This is a genomic window from Streptomyces sp. NPDC090108 (assembly GCF_044747185.1).
Classification (GTDB): Bacteria; Actinomycetota; Actinomycetes; order Streptomycetales; family Streptomycetaceae; genus Streptomyces.
In genome coordinates this window covers 379056-402865 of sequence record NZ_JBIVDQ010000004.1, presented here as the reverse complement: position 1 = coordinate 402865, position 23810 = coordinate 379056, and the positions used below count along the sequence as shown (strand labels likewise).

The window sequence follows — 23810 nt, the reverse complement described above, 5'->3', positions numbered from 1 at the left end:
TGTGTCCCGGCCGGGCGACGCCCGTCCGTCAGCCGACGATCGTCCAGGGGCCGAACTCGTCCGACCCGGGTTCCGCCTGACGGGAGACCGCCAGACGGGCGTCGGCGCCGATCACCGCGATCACGGCGCGGCCCTCCGCGTCGAACGCGGCCGCCGGAGCGCCGGCGAAGGTGCCGCCGAGCGGCTCCGCGGACAGTTCCCGCCAGGTGCCGTCGCCGGGCAGGAAGCGGTGGGCGACGCCGCCGGAGTCGCTGCGGCAGGCGAGAAGCGTGCCCGCCTCCGGGGACGGTCCCGCGGCGAGGGCCACGGCGCCGTAGCCGCCCCGGCCGCCCAACGGCTCGGCCGGCTCCGCCCAGCGGCCGCCGGGAGCGTCCTCCTGGGCGGCGAGCAGGTCGCCGGTGTCCGGCTCCCGGTAGACGGTCATCACCCGGCCGCTGGGCTGGAGCACGGCCGCCACGGGGCCGGCGGACGGCGCGAGCCGGAAGCGCGGGGCGCGGGCGAGCGGTTCGTTGAGGGACTTGTGCCCCCAGCGGAAGACGGCCTCGCGGCTGGGCCCGAAGACGTCGACGTGGCCGTTGGCGGCCGTGACCGCCGCGAGGCCCTCCTGCAGTTCGTGACCGCGCAGGTCGGTCCAGCTTCCCCAGGTGCCGTCGGACATCCGGATGCGGGTCTGCAGGCCCTGGCCGGCGTTGCGCACGAAGAGATGTGTCCTGCCCAGACCGTCCCGGGCCACGACCGGGCCGCCGAGGTGCCGGTCGCGGTGCGGGGTGCCGGCGGAGGGGTTGCCGAGACTCGTCCAGTCGCCGAACCCGCCGCCGGGCTCGGTCTGTTCGAGCAGCACGATCTCCCGCGTGTGCGCGTCGTCCGCCGCCAGCCGGGACAGCCGCTCGGCGAAGATCTGCCAGCGTCCGTCGGGGCTGAGGCAGACCGCGAGGCCGGGAGCGAGGGGGCCGCCGCCGAGGAGGAAGGGTCCCCGCCACTGGCCGCTGCCGGGCTGGGTCTCCAGCCACACCGCGGCCTGCCCGCTGACGACCGCGAAGGCGGTGAGCCGCCCGCTGCGGTCGGCCAGCAGCCAGCCGGCGCCGCCCGGGTGCCGCGGGGCCGTGCTCTGCACCCACCCCGTCATCCGGGCGGCCAGCCCGACGGAGTAGTCCCCGCTGCCCGCCGGGTCCCCGCAGTCGTAGCCGTCGGCCGCCGCGTAGAGGTTGAGGAACAGCTCCTTCTGGGCGACGGCGCGGATGCCGAGGTTGTGCGGCCAGCGCTCGTTGTAGTAGCCGCGGAAGGCCTCCACCGTGAACGTCCGGCCCTCGGCGGGTCCCGGGTAGCGGTTCAGGGCGAGCCAGGTGAACAGGGCGGCCGCGGTGTGGTCGCAGTGGTCGGCCAGGTCGCCGTAGTCGTGGCGCTGCGGGAACCGCTCGCTGTGCACCAGCCGGTCCGGGTCCGGGTCCAGGCTGCGGATCACGGTGGGACGGACGATGTCCATGATCTGGAGGAGGGTCCGGACCAGGCCGTCCTTGGTGTACCAGTGCTGCTCGCGGACCAGGCCGCCGCTGAGCACCAGCGTGGGAACCCGCTCCGCCTCCTCGCGCCACAGCACGTGCAGGCTCCGCGGGGGGCCCTCCGGCGTTCCGTGCTGGCGGATGTTGAGGAAGATCAGTGTCACCCAGGGCGCGTCGGTCAGCGAGTAGACCTCCGCCACCGGACCCGCCGCCGTGGTCAGGGTCATGGCCTTCCAGCGGGCGGTGCGGTCGCCCAGGGCCATCGCCGCGTAGGCGGCCTTGATGCCGTTCTGCCGGGCCTTTCCGTACGCCGCGCGGTCCTCGGTCACCGGCCCCCGCTGCCCGGGCCGCGGGTTGCGGCCGCTGGAGTCGCCGCTCGTCAGGTAGACGGTCGTCGTGCGGGTGCCGCTCCTCAGCCCCTGGAGAATCGCGGGGTTCACGAAGTACAGGTCGTCGTCCGGGTGCGCCATGATCTGCAGCGCGGACGCGGGACTGGTCACGTTGTTGCTCCTCCCGGTGACGGGACTCGGGGTGTTCACAGCGGCCAGCCGGGCAGGTAGCCGAGGCGCGCACGTTCGTTGCGCTTCGATCCGGACTCGAACTGGCTCGGCACCGGGAAGTAGCTGGGCAGGAACGCGGCGAGGATCGCGTCCTGTTCGTCCTCGGTCACGTCGCCGTCGTGGTAGTCGTTCAGACAGAACACGTCGTGCGGGCGCACCGCGAGGAGGCGGCTGAGCCGGGGCTTGTGCTCGCTCAGGCCGACGTTGACGAAGCCGCAGGAGATGCCGCCGGGCACACTGCGCCCGGTGTGGTACGCGTAGTAGTGGTGCAGGGACGAGGGGATCGAGATGTCGTCGTGGCTGCGCAGCTGGTGGGTGGAGGTCGCGGACGCCTCCTCGTGGTAGCGCTCCGCGATGTCCTCGAGGACGCTGCGCCGCAGCGGGTACGGCGCGTGCAGGAAGCCGTTGACGAGGACCTGCCCGAAGTCCCGCTCGATCAGCGCCCGGTTGTTCTTGGCGCCGGCGATGTTGAACTCGTCCTCCTGCGAGACCGGCGCCATCGGTATGGAGGTCGGTGACATGAAGTGCTTGGCCTGGCCGTTGCCGAGGAAGAACAGGTCGGGCCGCACGGTCCGCCCGAGGAACATGTCGTCGTTGAAGTACAGGAAGTGCTCGGCGAGGCCCTCGATGTGGTGCAGCCGGCTCTCGATGGCGTGGGAGTTGTAGGTGGGCAGCGTGCCCTGGTCGCCGAAGATCTCCGTGTGGTCCACGACCCGGACCCGCGGGTGGTCGAGGTCGAGCCAGTGCGGGACCTGCCGGTCGGTGACGATGTAGATGTTCCGGATCCAGGGGGCGTACATGTCGATGGACCGCAGGGAGTAGCGCAGTTCGTCGCGGTCCCGGAAGCGGGCGGCGCTCGTCGCCGAGTCCTCCGTGTCCAGGCCCAGCGCCGCGAGGACGGCGCTCTTGCGCTCCAGCCAGTCCACGTCGCCGCCGTTGACCCAGGTGTAGACGGCGTCGACGGGGAAGGTGACGTCCCCGTGCAGGGTCCTGGTGAAGGGCTCGATGCTCGGGTAGGCGCGGCCGCCGAGCGGAAGCGCCCTGCGGCGCAGGGACTTCTCGGGGACCCGGTCGCCGATGAGCGTCCGGGTGGGAGCCCGCAGCCAGGTCTCGTCCTCGGGGTCGGTCTCCCAGAACGAGACGGTGCAGCCGTAGACGGCGCCGAGGCGCAGCGTGCGCGACGGGGAGACCAGGTTCTGGTGGATGCGGACGCCGGAGACGGTCGGCGTCGCGTACGGGGCGACGAGTGCGGCGAGGACGGTCGCCGTGGTCTTCTGCCCCTCGTTGAGGACACTGGCGTACACGGCGTCGTCGCCATGGGTATCGGCCAGGGCCTTGAACACGGCGTCCCGGTAGCCGGCGTGCACGGCGACGGTGTGCCGGACCATGTGGTCGCGCACGACGAAGTGGGGGATGCCGGCGGCTTCGAGGGCGTTCACCGCCAGGGCGAGATTGCGCTGCACGACGTCCCAGGGCGACTCCCAGTCCTGGAGCCGGCACACCTGGCCGCCGTCCTTGACCAGGTCGTCCCGGCGCAGCAGCCGCTCCTCGGCGGTCCGCTGCCCGTCGGAGCGCACGGTGGTGGCGGGGGCGGGGACCGCGGACGGAAGGATGCCGTCGGGACCGCTCCGGTGGGCGTGGACGGCCTGGCGTTCGGCCTTGGCGGCGGTGCGCCGGCCGCTGTCCCGTTCGGCGAGAAGCTCGTGGAAGACGCGTTCCCACTGGGCGGTGACGACGGCGGGCGCGAAGCGGTCCACCGAGTCCAGCGCGGCGGCGCCCATGCGCAGGCGCAGCTCGGTGTCCTCGATGAGCAGCATCAGCGCGGAGGCGAGGGCGTCGGTGTCGCCGGGCGGGACGAGGATGCCGGTCCGTCCGTCGACGACGACCTCGCGCGGGCCGTTCGGCGAGTCGTAGGAGACGACGGGCACACCGGCCGCGTGCGCCTCGGCGAGGACCAGGCCGAACGCCTCGCTGCGGGAGGTGAGGGTGGCGATGCTGGCCTTGGCCCACTCCTCCGCGAGATGGCGGGAGTTGCTGTTCAGCTGGACGCAGTCGTGCAGTCCGAGCATGTCGATCTGGCGGCGCAGGGCACCGCTGAGCGGCCCGTCGCCGAAGATCCTCAGCTGCCAGTCCGGGTGGTGCCGGGCGACCGTCGCCCAGGCGGTGACGGCGTGGTCGATCTGCTTCTCCGCGACCAGCCGGCCGGCGATCACCACGGTCCGGGTGCGCAGGGTGGAGCGCGGCCGGAAGCCGCTGGGCAGTGCGTTGGGCACGACCTCCAGACGCGGCGCGGCGTCGCCGAGGGTCTCGGCGAACCATTCGAGGGTGCGTTCGCTGAGCACCGCCAGGGCGTCGAGCTGGGCCGCGTAGCGGCGCAGGGGTTCCCCGGTGGGGCCGCGCAGCTCGGAGACCCGGTGTTCCTGGTGGACGGTGACGACGTGCGCGGGGGCGTACCGGACGGCGAGCGCCATCAGCGCGGGGGTGGTGCTGATGAGGATGTCGGTGTCGGTGTCCTGGAGGGCGAGGCCGAGCTCCAGGTCGGAGAGGCGGCTGAACACCGGCTCCCAGGACGGTTCGACCACCTGGCTGGGCTGGGCGGCCAGTCCGGCCCACACCTGGTCGTCGACCGAGGTGTGGCGCAGCGGCCGGACCGGTGTGGACGTCAGGTCGACCAGGTAGTCGACGCGGACTCCGGCGTCCGGGGTGAAGAACTGCTCCGTCGTGCTCTTGAAGACGCTGAGCACGCGCACGTCGTGGCGCGCCGCGAGCTCGGACGCCTGGTTGAACGCAGCGCGTTCGGTACCGCCGACGGCGTCGGCCGTGGTCAGCAGGAACGTGATCTTCATCTGTCGGTTCAGCCTGCCTCGGGCATGCGCGTGCAGGTCACCCGGAGGTTCCCCGCGGGGGTGTAGCGCGGTTGGACGATCATGGTGGTGAGCCCCTGCGGGGTGACGGCGAGCCGGCGCATGGCGAAGACGCGCAGCGGGTTGCGCACGTCGTGCAGCCGGCGCCCCAGGCGCAGGGAGGTGCCCGCGGCGTCGCGCAGGCGGACGTCCCAGTGTTCGGGCCGGGCGTCGCCGGGCGCCATCGCGCCCAGGGGCACGTCGACACGGAAGGCGCCGGGCCCGAGGACGGTGACCGGCTGCTCGACGGTGCGTCCGGAGGCGGTGAACTCCGCCCACGGTCTGTCGGTCGCGGTGCCCAGGACCCGGAAGTCGACGGTGAGTCCCGAGTGCTCCAGGCGCACCTTGGCCACCTCGGCGGCGGCCCGCGCGCCCGCGCTGACCACGCGGACGCTGCCGCGCGCGGAGCGGCCGATCCGGTGACGCTCGCCCGTCACCGGGGAGGCCTCCATGGGCTTGGTGGGTCCGGCGTAGGGCACCGGCGGGTTCACCAGCAGCAGTGACAGCGTGCGCGTACGGCGTCCGGTGCGGACCCGCAGGCGCACGCGCCAGCGTCCGGTGCCGACGGGGAGCCCGCCGACCTCGGCGCCCAGCAGGACGGCGGCGTCCACGAGGGTCTCACCGTCGGCGCCCCGGTAGACGCGGGCCTCGCAGGGGTGGGCGCGGCGGCCGCGGCGCAGGACGATCTCCGCCCGCTCGGGCAGGCGGGCCGAGGCAGGCAGCCGGGCGTGCAGGTTCACGGTCTGGCCGTCGAGGATGCCGGCGTAGGACACCAGGGCGGCGCGTCTGCGGAGCGGGACGAGGAGGTTCCCCATCAGCCGGTCGCGCAGCCGGACGGCGCGGGTGCGCAGCCGGCTCAGGAGCGCCGTCGCGCGCGGCGCGGCGGCCGGGTTCTTGAGGCGGGACATCATGACCGGGCGCGCCCCAGTTCTCCGCCGCGGACCGGGCCGGGGAGCGGCGCTGCCCCGGGACCGGTCTCGAAGGGGCTGGGAACCGGGAAGTAGGAGTCCAGGAAGGTGGCGACCATGTGAGCTTGCTCTTCGGGATCGGCGGTGGTGACCGTGTCGTTCATGCAGAAGGTGTCGAAGTCGCGGCGGGCCAGCAGGTTGTTGAGCCGCCGCTCGGCCAGATCGTCGGCCAGGTCGACGTAGACGTAGCGGATGTCGCCCGCGGTGGCCCGCGCCGAGCCGTAGGCGTAGTAGTGGTGCAGCGACGAGGCGATCGGTACGTCGTCGGGCGACCGGAAACGGGAGTGCTGGGTCACCTGGTGGGCTGTGCCGTAGACCTCCTCGATCTCCGCGAGGACGCTGCGCCGCAGGGCGTGCGGGGTGTGCTTCATCTTCTGGGAGATGACGGTGTTGAACTGCTGGGCGATCAGGCCGCGGCTGTTCTTGCCCGCCGCGTCGACGGGCAGGTCGTCCTGGCTCACCCGTCCGGACGGGATGAGGGCCTTGGACTGGAAGAACTTGGTCAGCCCGTTGGGGTGGAAGAAGTGCCCCGGCCGCACCGGGCGCCCGAAGAAGACGTCGTCGTTCAGGTAGAGGAAGTGCTCCGACAGCCCGTCGATGTGGTGCAACTGGCTCTCGATGGCATGGGAGTTGAACGTCGGCAGCGCCTCCGGGTCGGAGAAGATCTCCCGGTGGTCCACCAGTCTGATCCCGGGCAGGTCGGTCCGCAGCCACCTCGGCACCTGGCCGGCCGTGACCAGGAAGATGTCACGCACCCAGGGCGCGTACTGGTGGATCGAGCGCAGCGAGTACCTGAGCTCGTCGCGGCTGGTGTAGCGGGCGTCGTTGGCCGCCTGCTCGTGAAGTCCGCGCCCCCGCCCGGCGGTGAGCCGCCGGCGGGCCGCCTCCCGGCGGGCGCGCCACACGGGATCGGAGTCGTCCACCCAGGTGTAGACGACGTCGATCGGGAAGAGGTGGTCGTCGGGCAGCGCGGCGAGGAACTCGGGGACCGTGCGGACGTCGCCGGTGCGGTAGAGGTCGGGGATTGCAGTGAAACGTTTCTGCTCCGCCCGGCAGCGGCCCGCGTCCACCGGGATCTCGGTGACCACCCGGTTGGGGCGCGGCGCGACGAGCCGCCCGTCCTTCTCCTCCCAGAACTCGATGTCGCAGCCGGACTCACCGCCGAACACCAGGTTGCCCGTGGGGTCGCAGACGATCCACGCCACCCGCAGGACCTGTTCCCTGCGCAGTCCGCGCCAGTTCGCCACCGCGCTCCCGGCCCGCAGCCGCAACGGGGACGCGGCACCCACGTAGCCGGGGTAGCGGGCGCAGGCGAGCCGCAGGAGCTGCTCGACGTCGGCGCGCAGCCGGGCCGGAACGGCCACACAGGGCACCTGGGGGGTGTTCGTGCCGCGGACGCAGAAGTAGTCGATCCCGGCCTCCTCTAGGAAGGAGACGAGGAGATGGAGATTGCGGGCCCTCGCGGCCCACTCGGTGGCGCCCGCCACCTCGACGGCGCGCAGGTACTTCCCGGCCGCCTTCACCACGCGCCGCACGCCGTCGGGGGCGGCGTCCTCGGCCTCGCCGCGGTCGCGGCTCAGCACCCGGACGACGGCGGTGGACCGTACGGCGTCGGCGGACGCGAGCGAGCGCTTCACCGAGGCACGCATCGGACCGGGCACCCGCTGCACGACCCAGCGCCGGGCCCCCGCGGGAACCACGGATCGATATGTCGACACGAGGGCGTTCGCCTCGGGATTACTCGGGCCCACCTGACTCTGACACCATCCAACTCGAAGCCTGGAGCAGGCCGGTCCGACGGCCACCCCCACCCTGAACAGCGACCATCGCCCCATTGCCGCAGTCACCCGGACCGCCGGCCGCACCCCTCACCCCGGGCCGCACCTGGAATTCACCCAGGTTTCAACGATCACACAGAATATTTACATCTCGCCTGCACCCTGTCCAGGAGCAACGACCCCCGCGGCGGCTCTGTCATTCATGCCACACCCGTACAACCCTTCGGCGAAACCGCACGTCGGCGGGGTCGTCGAAGGCGACGGCCCGCGGCCGGAACGCGCGAGCCCGGACCGCGCCCCCGGAGTCGCACGCCCGGCGAACTCCCCTGCCGGGGGCTCGACAACACCGGATCACCACATAACATGCACGCTACAGACACTCTTTGAGCCCGGGTCGACTCGCGGCACGGCACCCGGAATCCGCGCGACCGGAAGCCGTGACCTCTGCAGACATGTCACGTGATGTACGTCACCGCCGTACAACGTCCGTCATCTCCTGCTGGTCTGCCCGATCACCCAAGCACTTCTGTCGGGCACGAACAGACGAGGACAGCGACTCATGACGCATGCCCCCAAGGACCCGGACGCTCCCGCACCGGGGCAGGAACCCGCGGCCGGCCCACCGCCGCGCCGGCGCCGTCGCGTCCTGCGCTGGGTGGCCGCGGCCACCGCCGTGGTGGCGCTGGGCGCGGGCGGAACCGCCTACTGGCTGTACAGCCGGCTCGACTCCAACATCAAGGGAGTCGACATCGACCGGGCGATCGGTGACAACCGGCCGCCGAAGCAGCCGACTTCGGGCCAGAACCTGCTGATCCTCGGGTCGGACTCACGGGCCGGCGCCAACGGGGCGTTCCATGCCGGCCATGTCTCCGGAGCCCGCGCGGACACGACCCTGGTGGTCCACATACCCGAGGGACGCGCGCGGGCCACCGCCGTCAGCATCCCGCGCGACACCCTGGTGAACCGCCCGGAGTGCCTGGACAGCCACGGCAGGAAGCTGCCCCCGGCGCGGCGCGTCATGTTCAACTCGGTCTACTCGCTGGCCGGTCCGGCCTGTGTCGTCGACACGGTCGAGCACATGTCCGGGGTCCGGATGGACCACTACATGGAGGTCGACTTCGCGGGCTTCAAGGGTCTCGTGGACGCCATAGGGGGTGTCGACGTCAGCGTGCGCGAGAACATCCACGACCACCACAGCGGCCTCGACCTGACCGCCGGCCGGCACCGTCTGAACGGCACCCAGTCCCTCCAGTTCGTCCGCACCCGGTACGGCATCGGGGACGGCAGCGACCTCGGCCGCATCAGCATGCAGCAGAAGTTCCTCATCGCCCTGCTCGGCGAGATCAAGAAGCAGGACCTGCTCGACAGCCCCGCCAAGGCCTACACGGTCGCCGACCAGCTCACCGGGTGCCTGACGACGGACTCGGGGCTGGCGTCCCTCACGAAGCTGACCGAGTTCGCCCGGAGCATGCACGGGGTCTCCCCCTCCACCACGGAGATGATCATGCTGCCGGTGCGGTACGACCCCCAGGACCCCAACCGGGTGGTGGCCGCGCGTCCGCAGAGTGACGAACTGTGGAAGGCCCTGCGCGCCGACGAGCCCGTCCCCGCGGCGGCGAAGAAGTCCCCCGCCGGAGGCGGCGCCACCCCCTGACACCGGACCGGAACCCGGCACGCGGGCCGGAGCCGGACCGGAACCCGGCACGCGGGCCGGCGCAGGTCCTCAGACCTCCCGCCACGCCTCCAGGGCGAGCCCCGGCTCGTCCTTGCGCCGGGTGAGCAGGAGCCGGCCGGACGAGGGCGAGGAGGCCGCGGCGACCACGCGGCCGGTCTCGTCCGTCGCGAGGGCCACCCGCGCGTCCCCCGGAAGCACCGGACCCGACTCCGTCCACCACGCCCCCGCCGACTCCCGCTGCGTGGGGTAGGCGGCGAAGGCCACCCGGTTGCCGGCCGAGCACTGGGCCAGCAGGGTGCAGTCGTGGCCGTCCAGCTCACAGCGCACGGCCGTGACCGGGCCCGGTCCGGCGGCGGGCAGCAGCACGGCCGGCGGGCCGCCCGGGCGCCAGGCGCACAGGTCGCCCGACCCATCGGTGTAGAAGACCGTCGTGTGCTCGGCGGACGTGGCCAGGGCGTACAGCGTGCCCGGGCGGACCGGTGTCTCCAGGCTCTCCTGACGGACCGGCACGGCGCCCGGCTCCGGCTGGCGCCAGTACAGGATGCCCTGGGGCACGGTCGCGTACAGCTCGACCCTGCCGTCCTCCCCCGTCACCGCCGCGAGGTCGTCCTGGACCCCGCTGCCCATCAGGTCCTGCCAGGAACCCCAGCCGCCCTTCTCCTTCTGCGCCAGCATGCTGACCCCGCGGCCGTTGTTGCGCACGAAGACATGGGCACGGCCCTCGGCGTCCACGGCGACGGCGGGCGGGCCGGTCCGGTCGCCCTTCTTGTTGGGGTGGCCGAGGGGATGTCAGTCCAGGGCCGCGAGGCGGGCCCGGAAGTGCGTGGAGTGCACCAGCCCCGACTCCCCCGCCCCCGTGGGCCGCCAGGAGACCAGGTGCCCGTACGCGTCGGCGCCCTGGCCGACGGCGAGGACCGGGTGCAGCCGCTGGTCGCCGCCGACCCGTTGCGGGCCGCCCCAGGGGCCGTCCGGGGCACGCTCGGCCCGGCACAGGACCGCGTCGCCGGAGGTCCGGTAGACGCTGAGCCGCCCGTCGCGGCCGCGGAGGAGCCAGTCGCCGTTCACCGGATCACCTTAGACGCCACGGGACGCACACGAAGCGGTACGAAAACTCCCCGCCGCGGACCGGCGGGGAGGCGCCCGGGTCCGGGCCGCGCCCGCCCGGCCGCCGCGTGCCACTCTGGAGCCATGGACAACACGCACGATGCACCGGACCCGGACGATCCCCTGCTGGTGATCGTCGACTGCGCGAACGTCATGGGTTCCCGCCCCGACGGCTGGTGGCGGGACCGCAAGGGGGCGGCCGAGCGGTTGCGGGACCGGCTGGCCACCGGCGGAGTCCCCGGCCGGCCGGATCCGTCGGAGATCGTCCTGGTCGTGGAGGGCGCGGCGCGGGGCGTGGAGTCCGTGCCGGGGGTGCGGGTGGAGTCGGCACCGGCCAGCGGGGACGACTGGATCGTCGAGCTGGTCTCCGGCACCTCCGACCGGCCCCGCCTGGTGGTCACCGCCGACCGCGAGCTGCGCCGCAGGGTGTCCGACCTGGGCGCGGACGTGGCGGGCCCGCGCACGGTCCTCGGCTGAGGCGGTACGGCGTCCTCGACGGGGCGTGAGCCGCGCGCGAACCGGAGCGGCGGCTACTTCCCCTTGTCCCGGTGCTCATGCCCGCTCTGGACGTCGTCCGCGGTGGTCTCCTCGCGGAGGCCGAGCCGGCTGTGCGAGCGGCCGTAGGCGAAGTAGACGGCGAAGCCGATGGCCATCCAGATGGCGAACCGGAGCCAGGTCTCGGCCGGCAGGTTGAGCATCAGCCACAGCGAGGCGCACACCGACAGCACCGGGATCACCGGGACCCACGGGGTGCGGAAGGCGCGGTGCAGGTCGGGGCGGGTCCTGCGGAGGATGACCACGCTGATCGCGACGATGATGAAGGCGAACAGCGTGCCGATGTTCACCAGCTCGCCGAGCGTCTGGAGGCTGGTGAAGCCCGCGATGACCGCGATGATCACGCCGAGCAGGATGGTCGGCCGGTACGGCGTCCTGAAGCGCGGGTGGGTGTGCGAGAAGAAGCGCGGCAGCAGGCCGTCGCGGCTCATCGCGAAGAACACCCGGGTCTGGCCGAGCAGCAGGATCATGCAGACCGTGATCAGGCCGATGGTGGCGCCGAAGCTGATGATGCCCGCGTAGGCGGGATGGCCGGTGGCCTTGAAGGCCTGGGCGAGCGGGGCCTGCACGGAGAGGTTCGTGTACTTCTCCATGCCGGTCACCACGATCGAGACCGCCACGTAGAGCAGCGTGCAGATGAGCAGCGAGCCGATGATGCCGCGCGGCATGTCGCGCTGCGGGTTGCGGGTCTCCTCGGCCGCCGTGGCCACCACGTCGAAGCCGATGAAGGCGAAGAAGACGATCGAGGCGCCGGTGAAGATGCCCATCACGCCGAAGTTCGACGGCGCCCATCCGGCGATCAGCTGGATCAGCGGGGCCTTGAGGTCGCTGGTGGCGGCGGCCGGCTCGGACGGCGGGATGAAGGGGTGGTAGTTGGAGGACTTGACGATGAACGCCCCGGCGATGATCACGATCAGCACGACGATCAGCTTGATCGCCACGACCACCTGGGTGACCCGGGCCGACAGCTTCATGCCGACCACGAGCACGGCCGTGAGCACCAGCACCAGCAGGGCGGCGAAGATGTCGAAGCCGAACCCCGAGGCGCCGTCCCGCCCGCCGAGCACCTCGGGGATGTTCCAGCCGATGTTGTTCGACAGGAACGACCGGAAGTAGCCGGACCAGCCGACGGCCACCACCGCCGTCCCCAGCGCGAACTCCAGCACCAGGTCCCAGCCGATGATCCAGGCGGGCAGCTCGCCGATCGAGGCGTAGGAGAACGTGTACGCCGATCCGGCCACCGGGACGGTGGAAGCGAACTCGGCGTAGCAGAGGGCGGCGAGGGCGCAGACGATGCCGGCCGCGACGAAGGACAGCGCGATGGCGGGGCCCGAGGTCGTCTTGGCGACCGAGCCGGTGTAGACGAAGATGCCCGTGCCGATGATGACGCCGACGCCGAAGACGGTCAGGTCGAGTGCGGTCAGGGACTTCTTGAGCGCGTGCTCCGGCTCCTCGGTGTCGAGGATCGACTGCTCGACCTTCTTCGTACGGAAGAGGGTACTGCTCACGGGCCTACCTCCCACGCGCTCGTCGTCCTCGAACTGATCGAGAGGGCTGGGGATGCGTATGCCCCGACATACGCAGCGTCACGCAAAAGGGCCGGTTCCGCCACCTGGAAACGGGGCGGGACCGGCCCTTTCGGGGACCTTCTGCGGTGGCGTCAGTCGCGCGCGGGCTCCACCGGGTCCACCACGGTGGACGTGGCGTCGAACTTGCCGTCCAGCCGGCCGTCGAGCTTCGCGACCAGACCGGTGACCTGGCGGGCGATGTCCGGGGCGGTCAGGCCGATCTCGGCCATGACCTCGGCGCGGGAGGCGTGGTCGAGGAAGCGCGGCGGGATGCCGAAGTCGCGCAGCGGCACGTCCACGCCCGCGTCGCGCAGGGCCTGGGCGATCGCGGAGCCGACGCCGCCGACACGGCTGTTGTCCTCGACGGTGACGACCACCCGGTGGCGCTCGGCGAGCGGGGCCATGGCCTCGTCGACGGGCTTGACCCAGCGCGGGTCGACCACGGTGGTGGAGATGCCCTGCTTGTCGAGCAGGCCGGCGATCTCCAGGCACATCGGGGCGAGGGCGCCCACCGAGACCAGCAGCACGTCCGGGGTGTCCGTGCCCGGCTCGCGCAGCACGTCCATGCCGCCGACCTGGCCCACGGCCGGTACGGCGGGGCCGACGGCGCCCTTGGAGAAGCGGACCACGGTCGGCGCGTCGTCGACGGCGACGGCCTCGCGCAGCTGGGCGCGGACCTGGTCGGCGTCGCGCGGGGCGGCCAGCCGCAGGCCGGGGACGACCTGGAGGATCGACATGTCCCACATGCCGTTGTGGGAGGCGCCGTCGGTGCCGGTGACACCGGCCCGGTCCAGCACGAAGGTCACGCCGCACTTGTGCAGGGCCACGTCCATCAGGACCTGGTCGAAGGCGCGGTTGAGGAAGGTGGCGTACACCGCGAAGACGGGGTGCACCCCGCCGTGCGCCAGACCGGCGGCGGAGACGGCACCGTGCTGCTCGGCGATGCCGACGTCGTAGACGCGGTCCGGGAAGCGCTTGGCGAACCGGTCCAGGCCCACCGGCTGGAGCATGGCCGCCGTGATGGCGACGATGTCCTCGCGCTCCTCGCCCAGCTTGACCATCTCGTCGCCGAACACGGAGGTCCAGTCGGCGCCCGCGGCCTTGACCGGCAGGCCGGTGTCGGGGTGGATGGGGCCGATGCCGTGGAAGCGGTCGGCCTCGTCCTGGAGGGCGGGCTGGTAGCCGCGGCCCTTCTCGGTCAGGCAGTGCACGATGACCGGGCCGCCGAAGCGCTTGGCGCGGGTCAGCGCGGACTCCAGCGCCTCGATGTCGTGGCCGTCGATCGGGCCGACGTACTTCAGGCCGAGGTCCTCGAACATGCCCTGCGGGGCGATGAAGTCCTTCAGGCCCTTCTTGGCGCCGTGCAGGGTCTCGTAGAGCGGGCGGCCGACGACCGGGGTGCGCTCCAGGAAGTCCTTGCCGCGGGCGAGGAAGCGCTCGTAGCCGTCGGTGGTGCGCAGGGTGGCCAGGTGGTTGGCGAGGCCGCCGATGGTGGGCGCGTACGACCGCTCGTTGTCGTTGACCACGATGACCAGCGGACGGTCCTTGGCGTCGGCGATGTTGTTCAGCGCCTCCCAGGCCATACCGCCGGTCAGGGCGCCGTCACCGATGACGGCGACGACACGGCTGTCGCGCCGGTGCAGCTCGTTGGCCTTGGCGATGCCGTCGGCCCAGCCGAGCACCGTGGAGGCGTGGCTGTTCTCGATGACGTCGTGCTCGGACTCGCCCTGCGCCGGGTAGCCGGAGAGGCCGCCCTTCATCTTCAGCCGGGAGAAGTCCTGCCGGCCGGTGAGCAGCTTGTGCACGTAGGACTGGTGGCCCGTGTCCCAGAGCACCTTGTCCTTCGGGGACTCGAAGACCCGGTGCAGGGCGATGGTCAGCTCGACCACACCGAGGTTGGGGCCGAGGTGGCCGCCGGTCTTGGAAACGGCGTCGACGAGGAAGGTCCGGATCTCCTCCGCCAGCTGGTTCAGCTCCTCCAGGCTGAGCCGGTCCAGATCGCGCGGTCCCCTGATGCGGGTCAGCAGCGGCACCCGTGCCTCCTTGCAGTAGAGCTGATCGAGCTTTTGCCGGGATGGATGAGTCTAATATTCCGGCTTGATCGCCGGTGCCCGGGTGTAGGACACGAAGATGCCCGGCGCCTGGAAAGGCACCGGGCACGTGCGCCCACCCGGGGCGCGGGGCGCCGCGTGGCCGGTCCCGGCGGACCGGCCACGCGGGCGCACCACGCCCTGCGGGGGAACCGCGGGAGCGCTACGCGCGCCCCGCCGTCTTCTGGGTCTTGCGGGTGACCGCGTCGATGATGACCGTGGCGAGGAGCACACCACCGGTGATCATGTACTGGATCGGAGCGGCGATGCCCTGGAGGGCGAGGCCGTACTGGATCGAGACGATCACCAGGACGCCGAGGAGGGCGTTCCAGGTGCGGCCGCGGCCACCGAAGAGGCTGGTGCCGCCGATGACGGCCGCCGCGATGGCGTTCATCAGCAGGTCGCCGGCGCCGGCGCCCTGGTTGGCGGAGGCGATCTTCGAGGCGATGAACAGACCGCCGATCGCGGCGAAGGTGCCGGAGATCGCGAAGACCGAGACCCGGACCAGGGTCACGTTGATACCGGCACGCCGGGCGGCCTCGACGTTGCCGCCGAGCGCGAAGACCTTACGGCCGTACGAGGTACGGCGCAGGATGAAGTCCGTGATCAGCAGGACCGCCAGGAAGAGCACGACGGCCAGCGGCAGACCCTTGTACTGGTTGAAGACGGCCGCCACGGCGAAGACGACGACCGCGAGCAGCGCGGTGCGGGCGATGGTCTCGCTGAGCGGACGGGACGGCACTCCCGCGGCCTCGCGGCGGCGGTTCTCGAAGAACGAGGTGAGGAAGTACCCGGCCGTCACGACGACGGCGAGCCCGTAGGCGGCGGCGACGTCGCTGAAGTAGTACGTGGTCAGCTTGGCGACGATGCCCTCGCTGTCCAGGTTGATCGTGCCGTTGCTGCCCAGGACCTTCAGCATGAAGCCGTTCCAGAACAGCAGACCGGCCAGCGTGACGGCGAAGGAGGGGACGCCGATGCGCGCGAACACGAAGCCGTGGATCGCGCCGGCCGCCGTGCCGGTGAGGATGGCCAGCAGCAGGGCCACCCATTCGTTCATGCCGTTGTTGACGTTCGAGACGGCGAAGACCGCGCTCGCGACGCCGGAGACGGAACCGGCCGACAGGTCGATCTCGCCGAGCAGCAGCACGAAGACGATGCCGACCGCGATCATGCCCGTGCCGACCATGGCCACGGAGATGTCGGAGAGGTTGCCGGCGGTGAGGAAGTTGGCGTTCAGGCTCGCGAAGATCGCCCAGATGACGACCAGACCGACGACGACCGGGATGGAACCCAGGTCACCGGCCTTCATCTTGCGCTTGAACTCGCCGAGGTAGCCGGCGAAGCCCTGCTCGCGGACGAGCAGGCGGGGGTCGACCGCGAGGGCCGTCTTGGCGGGCACCGCGGACTCCGTGACGGTGTCGGCGGCCGGGGCGGCCTCGACGGTCTCGGGGCTCTCGGAGGTCTTGTCGATGCTCACTTCTGAGCCTCCCCGTTGGTGCGCGCCGCACGACGGGTCACGGCGTTGTCCGTGGCGCCCGTGATGGCGGAGATGATCTCTTCGTGCGAGGTCGACTTGACCTCGAAGACGCCGTTGTTGCGCCCGAGGCGCAGGACGGCGACCTTGTCGGCCACGGCCTTCACGTCAGCCATGTTGTGGCTGATGAGGATCACGGCGTGGCCGCGCTCGCGCAGCCGCTCGACCAGGTCGAGGACCTGGGCGGTCTGCTCGACACCGAGGGCGGCGGTGGGCTCGTCGAGGATGACGAGCTTGGGCTCGCCGAGCATCGAACGGGCGATCGCCACGGTCTGGCGCTGACCGCCGGACAGAGCGGCGATCGGGATGCGGACGCTGGGGATGCGGATGGACAGCGTGTCCAGCAGCTCGCGGGAGCGGCGCTCCATCTCGACCTCGTCCAGGGCGCCGCGCTTCTTCAGCTCGCGTCCCAGGAAGAGGTTTCCGACGACATCGATGTTGTCGCACAGCGCGAGGTCCTGGTAGACGGTCGCGATGCCCAGGTTCTGGGCGTCGTGCGGCTTGTTGATCTGGACGGCGTTGCCGTCCCACTCGATGACACCCTCGTCGATGGGGTGGACGCCGGCGATCGTCTTGACCAGCGTCGACTTACCGGCTCCGTTGTCGCCGACCAGGGCGACCACTTCACCTGCGTGGATCTCGAGCTCTACGTCGGTGAGCACCTGAACGGCACCGAACCGCTTCGAGACCCCGCGCAACGCCAGGACAGGCGTAGCGGACACGTGAACCATCTCCTTCGCCGCCTGACCCGGCGGGAGGTTGTGCAGAAGTTTGGTGAGGGGTGTTCCGTCCGGCGCCCCGCCAGTCTGCGGGGCTGTTGAACGCGGGGCGCCGGAGGAGTTTTCAGCGCGCAAGTTCCACTAGGGAATTCAAGGACGAATTCCCGTGCGTGGAAAGAGACTTGCGGTGATTACTGGAGGCCGATCGCCTTGCAGGCCTTCGCGTAGGCCGCGGTGCAGATGTCGCTGGCCTTGTAGACGCCGTCCTTGATGACGGTGTCCTTGATGTTGTCCTTGGTCAGCGAGGTGACCGGGACGAGTACCGACGGAACACCCTTGGTGGTGGGGCTGTCGACCTTGTCCTTGGCGACGGAGTCGAGCGACTTGCCCTGGGCGAGCGAGACGGCCATCTCGGCGGCGGCGGTGGCCTCCGGCGCGTAGGGCTTGTAGACGCTCATGTACTGCTCACCGGAGATGATGCGCTGCACACCCGCGAGCTCGGCGTCCTGGCCGGTGACCGGGACCTTGATGCCGGCGGACTTGAGGGCGGTGATGATACCGCCGGCCATGCCGTCGTTGGCGGAGTAGACGCCGATGATCTTCTTCTTGCCGATCGCCGAGATCGCGCCCTCCATGTTGGAGTTGGCGTTCTCCGGCTTCCAGTCGACGGTGTCGTACTCCTTGCCGACGTTGACCTTGCCGTCGAGCACCTCGTGGGCGCCCTTCTTGAACTGACCGGCGTTGGGGTCGGTGGGCGAGCCGTTCATCATGACGATCTTGCCGGACTTCGCCTTGGAGCCGAGGGCCTTGAGCAGGGCCTCACCCTGGGTCTTGCCGACGGTCTCGTTGTCGAACGAGGTGTAGGCGTCGATCGGGCCCTGGGCCAGACGGTCGTAGGCCACGACCGGGATGCCGGCGCCCTTCGCCTTGTCGACCGAGGCCTTGATGGCGGCCGAGTCCACAGCGTCGACGATCAGGACGTCCACCTTGTTGGTGATCATCGTGTCGACCTGCTGGCTCTGGGTGCTCGCGTCCTGCTTGGCATTGGCGTAGACGACCTCGCCCTTGCCGTGCGTGAGCTCGGCGACCTTCGCCTTGATCAGCGGGTAGTCGAACTTCTCGTAACGCGCGGTCTGGTTCTCCGGGAGCAGGAGACCGACCTTGATCGCGTCGCCCTTCTTGGTGGAGCTGGTGCCCGCGGACTTGCCGCTGGACTCCTTGGCGCTGCCACAGGCAGCCAGCGAGACGGCCATCGCACCGGCGGCAACGGCGAAAGCAGCACGACGCATACGCGTGTTCACTACAGAAACCTCCCTGACGAGGCCGCGTCGTTGCGGCCGAGGTGGCTGGAAGTCAACTCGGCCGCGAGTTCGACGTCAAGAAGTAAATACTTAACGAGATGGCAACGGTGCCATTCGTTATCTAAGTGAAGGCAGGCGCGATCGCCGGAAGAGCCTCGGCGGCGGATCCGTCAAGAAGGGTGGAATCACCCATCTCGCTCAGTGCGAGGGCGAGCGCCCCGAGCACCTCGGCGCGCCCCCCAAGTGCCCCTGGGAGTACGGACAGTTGACGCGCGGCGCTCGGGATGGCGTAGCGCCCGACGGACTCCCTGATGGGCCCCAGGACCAGCTCCCCGGCCTCGGCGAGGTCGCCCCCCAGGACCACCCGGCTGGGGTTCAGCAGATTGCAGAGATTGGCCACGCCGCTGCCGATGTGACGGCCGACGTCGGCGATGACCCGGCGGCAGCCCGGATCGCCCTCCCTGGCGAGCCGTACGACGCCCTCCATGGTCAGGTCCTTGCCGTGACCGGGCTGGAGCAGCGGGAGCACGTACCGGGCGGCGGTGAAGGTCTCCAGGCAGCCGCGGTTGCCGCAGCGGCACACCGGGCCGGCCTCGTCGAGGGTGATGTGCCCGATCTCGCCTGCCGTGCCGCCGGGGCCCCGGTAGATCATCCCGTTGATCACCAGACCGGCGCCGACGCCGCTGGCGACCTTGATGTACGCGAGATCGCGCACCCCTCTGCCGCTGCCCCAGACCAGCTCGCCGAGGGCGCCGAGATTTGCGTCGTTGTCCACGTGGACGGGCACGCCGAGCCGGTCGTAGAGCTCCTCGGCGGGCTTGGCGCCGCTCCAGCCCGGCAGGATCGCCGTCGAGCCGAGGGTGCCCGACTCCACGTCGATCGGACCGGGCACGCCGAGGCCGACACCGGCCACCTTGGACCGGTCCACGCCGGTGGCCTCGATCAGGCGTCCGACCAGCTCCTCGGCGCGGTCGAAGCCCTGCGCGGCGGAGGCGTCGACGTCCAGCGGCTCGGACTCCTCGGCCAGCACCTGGTGGGCGAGGTTCCCGATCGCGACGCGCAGATGGGCATGCCCGAAGTCGATGCCGATCACGATGCCGGCGTCCCCGCTCAGGCTGACGCTCCGGGCCCGCCGGCCACCGGCCGACGTGGGCGTGACCTCGACGGTTCCGCCGTCCTTCAGCTCCCGCACGATGTTCGAGACCGTCGCGGCGGACAGGCCGGTCGTCCGTGCGATCTCCGCCTGCGTGAGCGACCCGGCAAGCCGCACGGCCCGTACGACTCGCTCCAGGTTGGCTCGGTGCAGCGACGACTGCGACCCCGGAGTCTCCATCGACTCATCCACTCCCGCCATCGGCCGGGCGGCCTCACTGCCGCCCGTGGCCCAGGTCACATCCGCGGAACCGGGGCCACTTACAAGTTATGAACTCCAAGCTCTGCTGAACGGGTTACCGCAGTCAAGTCCTTGACGGAAATCGCTCTCACGTCCCCGGCCCCGCCGCACCCCCCTCCCGGACCCCCTCGGGCCGTTCCCGAGCTGGGCGGAAACCCTTCTACGGGGGCCGTGGCAGCGGGGGTTCCGGGGTGCGGAGAAGCGGTGGACCGGGGGCGGGGTGATCGTTCAGGCGCGGAATCCGGGCCCGCGCCGTGACCGGGTTGTGACCAGGGAGGAGATCACCCGGGTGCGAATCACGACTGCGAAGAGAGGCGGCTCCGGGGCGGCGCGGGCGACGGGCGGCCCGCGGTGCCGGCCGGGCGGCGGAACCGCTCGGGCCCGGTGCCGGCCGGTGACGGTACCGTCACCGGCCGCGGTCCCTCGTCGTCGGGGACCGCGGCCGGTGGCCGTACGGCCGCGCCCCGGGTACGGCGGGACGCGGCCGCCACCGCTACTTCAGCGCTCCCGCCGTCAGCCCCGCCACCACCTGACGCTGGAAGACGATGTAGGCCGCGAGGACCGGCAGCATCGCCATCACCAGGCCGGCGAAGAGTCCGGACCAGTCGCCCTTGTAGCCCTGGCTCGCGGCGAGCTGGACCAGGCCCTGGGTGAGGACGCGCTTGTCGGGGTCGGTGTTCAGGACCGTGGGCAGCATGTACTGGTTCCACTGCCCCAGGAAGTTGAAGATCCCGACGCTGATCAGGCCCGGCTTGGCCATGGGCAGCATGATCTGGAAGAACGTACGGGTGTGCGAGGCGCCGTCGACGAAGGCCGCTTCCGCCACCGAGGTGGGCAGCGTGCGGAAGAACGCCGTCAGGAAGAACACGGTGAACGGCAGCGAATAGGCGATGTACACCAGGATCAGGCCGTGGATCGTGTTCAGCAGCCCCATGTTGTTCACCACGTAGAACAGCGGGACCAGCGCCAGCATGATCGGGAAGCTCATGCCGCCGACGAACAGGTAGTAGATGAAGCGGTTGCCGGGGAAGTCGAAGCGGGCGAGGACGTAGGCCGCCATGGAGCCCAGCACCAGCGTCCCGATCAGCGAACCGCCCACCACCAGGATGGTGTTGAGGAAGTAGTCGCTCATGTTGGCCTGGGTCCAGGCCCGCGACCAGTTGTCGAAGTGCAGCTTGTCCGGCAGGGCCCAGGGCGAGCCGAAGATGGAGCTGTCGTCCTTGAAGGACGTCATCACCGCCCACAGCAGCGGAAGCGCCACCATGAAGGCCCACAGGATCAGCATGCCGTGGGAGAACACGTTGAGGACGTGTCCCTCCCTCTTCCGCGTGCCGCCGGGCCGCGCCGGCCGTACGTCGGCCTTGGCGATGGCCGGGCCCGGCTCGGCCGGCAGCGGGGCGGGGGTCTCGGTCGTCTTCATGGCTTCTCAGAACTCCAGGCGCTCGCGACGGCCCAGCCGCATCACGATCGCCGCGAACGCGAGCGTGACGACGAGCAGGGCGACGCCGATGGTGGTGGCGTAGGCGGCCTGACCGTCCCGGAACGCCTTCTGGTACACGTACAGGACCATCACGGTGGTCGAGTAGTCGGGCCCGCCCGGACCGGTCGTCATGATCTGGACGACCGCGAACGACTCGGCGCCGAGCGCCAGGATGCCCATGTAGACCCAGCCGGACTGCACGGTGTCCCAGAGCAGCGGCAGGGTGACGCGGAAGAAGGTGGTGAAGCGGCCGGCGCCGTCCAGCAGGGCCGCCTCGTACAGCTCGGCCGGGATCGAGGCCATGCCGGCCGAGAACAGGACCACGAAGAAGCCGACGGAGGACCAGACCAGGACCGCCATCACGCACCACAGCGCGAGGCTCGGGTCACCCAGCCACAGCGGCTGGACGCTGTCGAGCCCGATGCCGCGCAGCAGTGAGTTGATCGCGCCGCTGTCCGGGTTGTAGGCGAACGCGAAAAGCAGCGAGACGATCGCGATCGACAGCACCTGGGGGAAGAAATAGACGATTTTGTAGAAGGAGGAGCCCCGGACCCCGGAGATCACGGGGCCGCCCCTTCTGCGCCGACCGCCCACATTGATCATGAAGGCGAAGAACAGCGCCAGACTCAGTGTCACCAGTGGCAGCACCAGAGCGAAGAGCAGGCTGTGCTGCAGCGACTTCCAGAAGATGTCGTCGTTCCACATCCTCTTGTAGTTGTCGAAGCCGACCATCTTGAATTCGGGGCTCAGGCCTGTCCAGTCCGTGAACGAGTAGTACACGGACTGGATGAACGGCCACACCACGAAGAGCGCGTACAGTCCGAGGGGTACTGCCAGAAACCCCACAATGAACCGGTACTTGCCGTGCTGCATCGCCACTCCGGTGCTGTCAGGGTGCTGGTTACTGGTGCTTGTAGTGCTTGATCGAGGTGTCCTTGGCCGCCTCGTCGGCGAAGCCCTGGATCTTCTTGACGGCCTCGGCCGGGGTCAGACGGCCGGCCATCATCTCGCCCAGACCGGCGACGCCGATCTTCTCCTTCTCGAGCTGGACGTACCAGTCCTGGAGCCGCGGGTTCACCACGTTGGAGCCGGCCTTGTCCAGCGCCGCCACACCCGACTTCAGGCCCGGGGTGAGGCTGATGCCGGTGGTGCCGCCGTTGAAGGCGGTCAGCGACTTCACCTTGGCGGTGAAGTTCTTGGACGAGGCCTCGGAGAGCATGATGCGCAGCTGCTCCATGCCGCCCGCGGCGTTCGCGGCCTTGGCCGGGACGACGAAGGGCTCACCGCCGGAGGCCCAGATGGTGCCGAACGGCAGCTTGTCGGAGCTGTCGATGCCGGTCGGCGCGGAGACGGCGAGGTCGAAGTCGGCGGGGATGACGTTCGCCGACTCGTTCTCCACCCAGGAGCCGTTCGGGATGAACAGCGCCTCGCCCTTGGCCCACGCGGTCTGCGACTGGATGTGGTCCAGGCCGGGGGTGCCCTTGAGGACGTAGCCCTTCTTGTACAGCTCGTAGTACGCCTCGAAACACGCCTTGACGGCCGGGTGCTTCCAGGCGTTCGGCTCCAGGTTGTCGATGGCGTCCAGCACCTCGCGGCCGCCGACCTTGCCGATCATCGGGTACAGGGAGAACGGGATGTAGTACGGGTACTTGCCCGCGTAGGTCCAGCCCGCCATGCCCTTCTTCTTGGCCTTGGCGCAGACCTTGAGCATCTCGTCCCAGGTCTCGGGGTACTTCTCGTCCAGCGAGTCCAGGGCCTTCTGCGAGTACCAGACGCCGTAGACCGTGTAGGCGTAGTACATGATCCAGACCGGGTCGCCGTCGAACTGGCCCATCTCCACGATGCCGGGGCGCAGCGTGTCGCGGACCTTCTTGGCCGGGTCGTCGAACGACGGCGCGTCCAGCAGCGGGGTGAGGTCAGCCAGCTGGTTCTTGCCGACGAGGACGCCCATGTCCATCTGCTCGGCGCCGGAGTTGTCGATGAGGTCCGGCGGGTTGCCCTGGTTGAAGCGGGGCTGGAGGGTGGACTGGATCTTCTGGGTGGCCGCGAACTTCACCGTGGCCTTGGGGAAGTCCTTCTCGTAGATCTTGACGGCGTCCTGGGCGTACTCCTTGCCGAAGCCGCCGTCGAAGAGCACGAACTCCATCTTGGCGCTGTCGTTGACGCCGAGCGGGTTCTTCGCGGTCTTCTTGCCGGACTTGGCCTTGTCCTGTCCGTCGCCGCCGCTGCTCGCGCAGGCGGACAGCAGGCCCATGCCGGGCGCGGCCACCAGGCCGAGCGCGGCGGACCGCTTGATCAGATCACGGCGGCCTACGCCGTCGCCACCGTGGTGCGCAGTGGATCCCATGCTCAAGTCCTCGCCTTCTCCAGGACTCAGGCGGTGAACCGGATCCTCCCCGGCACCGCGGTCGGGTCGTGCTGGGTCGTGCTGGGTCATGCTGGAAACGCCGACAGGTATAGTCCACTTGCGCCCGGCCGGGCAAGATCGAATGCAAGGTTGACCGCCGGTCTTTTCCGAGTTGAGACCTCGCGGAAATATGGGCGGCCTGTGCGCACCCCCGGAAAAATCTTCCGACATAGGCCCCTGAATGCCACACCCAACACCCTTGACATCACCGGTCACTTGGCCACCTACTTGTTCCTGCGCATCGAAGTTGACAACGTTGTCCAGAGGGGGCAGGAG

At 70.4% G+C, this 23810-nt stretch carries 15 protein-coding genes and 1 pseudogene; 2 read left to right on the top strand and 14 right to left on the bottom strand.

Features of this window, described 5'->3' with window-relative positions:
• Nucleotides 1–28: 28 nt before the first annotated feature.
• From ACIPRD_RS16630 to ACIPRD_RS16615, 4 genes are read right to left on the bottom strand one after another with little or no spacing between them, the layout of a single operon-like run.
• Nucleotides 29–1999, bottom strand: a complete 1971-nt coding sequence (locus ACIPRD_RS16630) for a PIG-L family deacetylase (protein ID WP_401563660.1) — start codon at nt 1997–1999, stop codon at nt 29–31.
• 35 nt (nt 2000–2034) lie between these two features.
• Nucleotides 2035–4905: a stealth conserved region 3 domain-containing protein gene (locus ACIPRD_RS16625; RefSeq protein ID WP_401563657.1), complete on the bottom strand. Its 2871-nt coding sequence runs from the start codon at nt 4903–4905 to the stop codon at nt 2035–2037.
• 8 nt (nt 4906–4913) lie between these two features.
• On the bottom strand, nt 4914–5870 hold the full coding sequence (locus ACIPRD_RS16620) for a hypothetical protein (protein WP_401564180.1): 957 nt from the start codon (nt 5868–5870) through the stop codon (nt 4914–4916).
• A complete protein-coding gene (locus ACIPRD_RS16615) occupies nt 5870–7579 on the bottom strand; it encodes a stealth family protein (RefSeq protein ID WP_401563651.1) in 1710 nt (569 codons plus the stop codon). The genes ACIPRD_RS16620 and ACIPRD_RS16615 overlap by 1 nt, the downstream gene beginning before the upstream one ends.
• Before the next feature lie 688 nt (nt 7580–8267).
• On the opposite strand from ACIPRD_RS16615, the gene ACIPRD_RS16610 reads away from it, so the two are divergent.
• A complete protein-coding gene (locus ACIPRD_RS16610; RefSeq protein WP_401563648.1) occupies nt 8268–9362 on the top strand; it encodes an LCP family protein in 1095 nt (364 codons plus the stop codon).
• A 69-nt stretch (nt 9363–9431) separates the two neighbouring features.
• On the opposite strand, the pseudogene ACIPRD_RS16605 reads toward ACIPRD_RS16610, so the two are convergent.
• Nucleotides 9432–10448: pseudogene (locus ACIPRD_RS16605) on the bottom strand (hypothetical protein).
• Between the two features lie 123 nt (nt 10449–10571).
• Between ACIPRD_RS16605 and ACIPRD_RS16600 the strand changes: the two are divergent.
• The gene (locus ACIPRD_RS16600) at nt 10572–10964 is read left to right on the top strand and encodes an NTP pyrophosphohydrolase (RefSeq protein ID WP_356405828.1); all 393 of its coding nucleotides are present in this window, start codon (nt 10572–10574) and stop codon (nt 10962–10964) included.
• 53 nt (nt 10965–11017) lie between these two features.
• Here the strand turns inward: ACIPRD_RS16600 and ACIPRD_RS16595 are convergent, their stop codons facing one another.
• From ACIPRD_RS16595 to ngcE, 9 genes are all read right to left on the bottom strand, one after another.
• The gene (locus tag ACIPRD_RS16595; RefSeq protein WP_401563645.1) at nt 11018–12550 is read right to left on the bottom strand and encodes an amino acid permease; all 1533 of its coding nucleotides are present in this window, start codon (nt 12548–12550) and stop codon (nt 11018–11020) included.
• A gap of 152 nt (nt 12551–12702) precedes the next feature.
• Nucleotides 12703–14643 (bottom strand): 1-deoxy-D-xylulose-5-phosphate synthase, encoded by a 1941-nt coding sequence (gene dxs / locus ACIPRD_RS16590; protein ID WP_356405832.1) that lies wholly within the window; start codon nt 14641–14643, stop codon nt 12703–12705.
• A 220-nt stretch (nt 14644–14863) separates the two neighbouring features.
• Nucleotides 14864–16177 carry a sugar ABC transporter permease gene (locus tag ACIPRD_RS16585; protein ID WP_401563642.1) on the bottom strand — a complete coding sequence of 438 codons (1314 nt, stop codon included), beginning with the start codon at nt 16175–16177 and terminating at the stop codon, nt 14864–14866.
• Entirely contained in the window at nt 16174–16965 is a 792-nt protein-coding gene (locus ACIPRD_RS16580) for an ATP-binding cassette domain-containing protein (RefSeq protein ID WP_356405834.1), read from the bottom strand. The genes ACIPRD_RS16585 and ACIPRD_RS16580 overlap by 4 nt, the downstream gene beginning before the upstream one ends.
• Nucleotides 16966–17144: 179 nt before the next feature.
• Nucleotides 17145–18242: a sugar ABC transporter substrate-binding protein gene (locus ACIPRD_RS16575; protein ID WP_356405836.1), complete on the bottom strand. Its 1098-nt coding sequence runs from the start codon at nt 18240–18242 to the stop codon at nt 17145–17147.
• Nucleotides 18243–18375: 133 nt separating this feature from the next.
• Nucleotides 18376–19587 carry an ROK family transcriptional regulator gene (locus ACIPRD_RS16570; RefSeq protein ID WP_356405838.1) on the bottom strand — a complete coding sequence of 404 codons (1212 nt, stop codon included), beginning with the start codon at nt 19585–19587 and terminating at the stop codon, nt 18376–18378.
• Nucleotides 19588–20140: 553 nt separating this feature from the next.
• Nucleotides 20141–21067, bottom strand: a complete 927-nt coding sequence (locus tag ACIPRD_RS16565; RefSeq protein ID WP_356405841.1) for a carbohydrate ABC transporter permease — start codon at nt 21065–21067, stop codon at nt 20141–20143.
• A 6-nt stretch (nt 21068–21073) separates the two neighbouring features.
• Nucleotides 21074–22000 carry a sugar ABC transporter permease gene (locus ACIPRD_RS16560; RefSeq protein WP_356405843.1) on the bottom strand — a complete coding sequence of 309 codons (927 nt, stop codon included), beginning with the start codon at nt 21998–22000 and terminating at the stop codon, nt 21074–21076.
• 28 nt (nt 22001–22028) lie between these two features.
• A complete protein-coding gene (gene ngcE, locus ACIPRD_RS16555; protein WP_356405846.1) occupies nt 22029–23474 on the bottom strand; it encodes an N-acetylglucosamine/diacetylchitobiose ABC transporter substrate-binding protein in 1446 nt (481 codons plus the stop codon).
• Between the last annotated feature and the right edge of the window lie 336 nt (nt 23475–23810).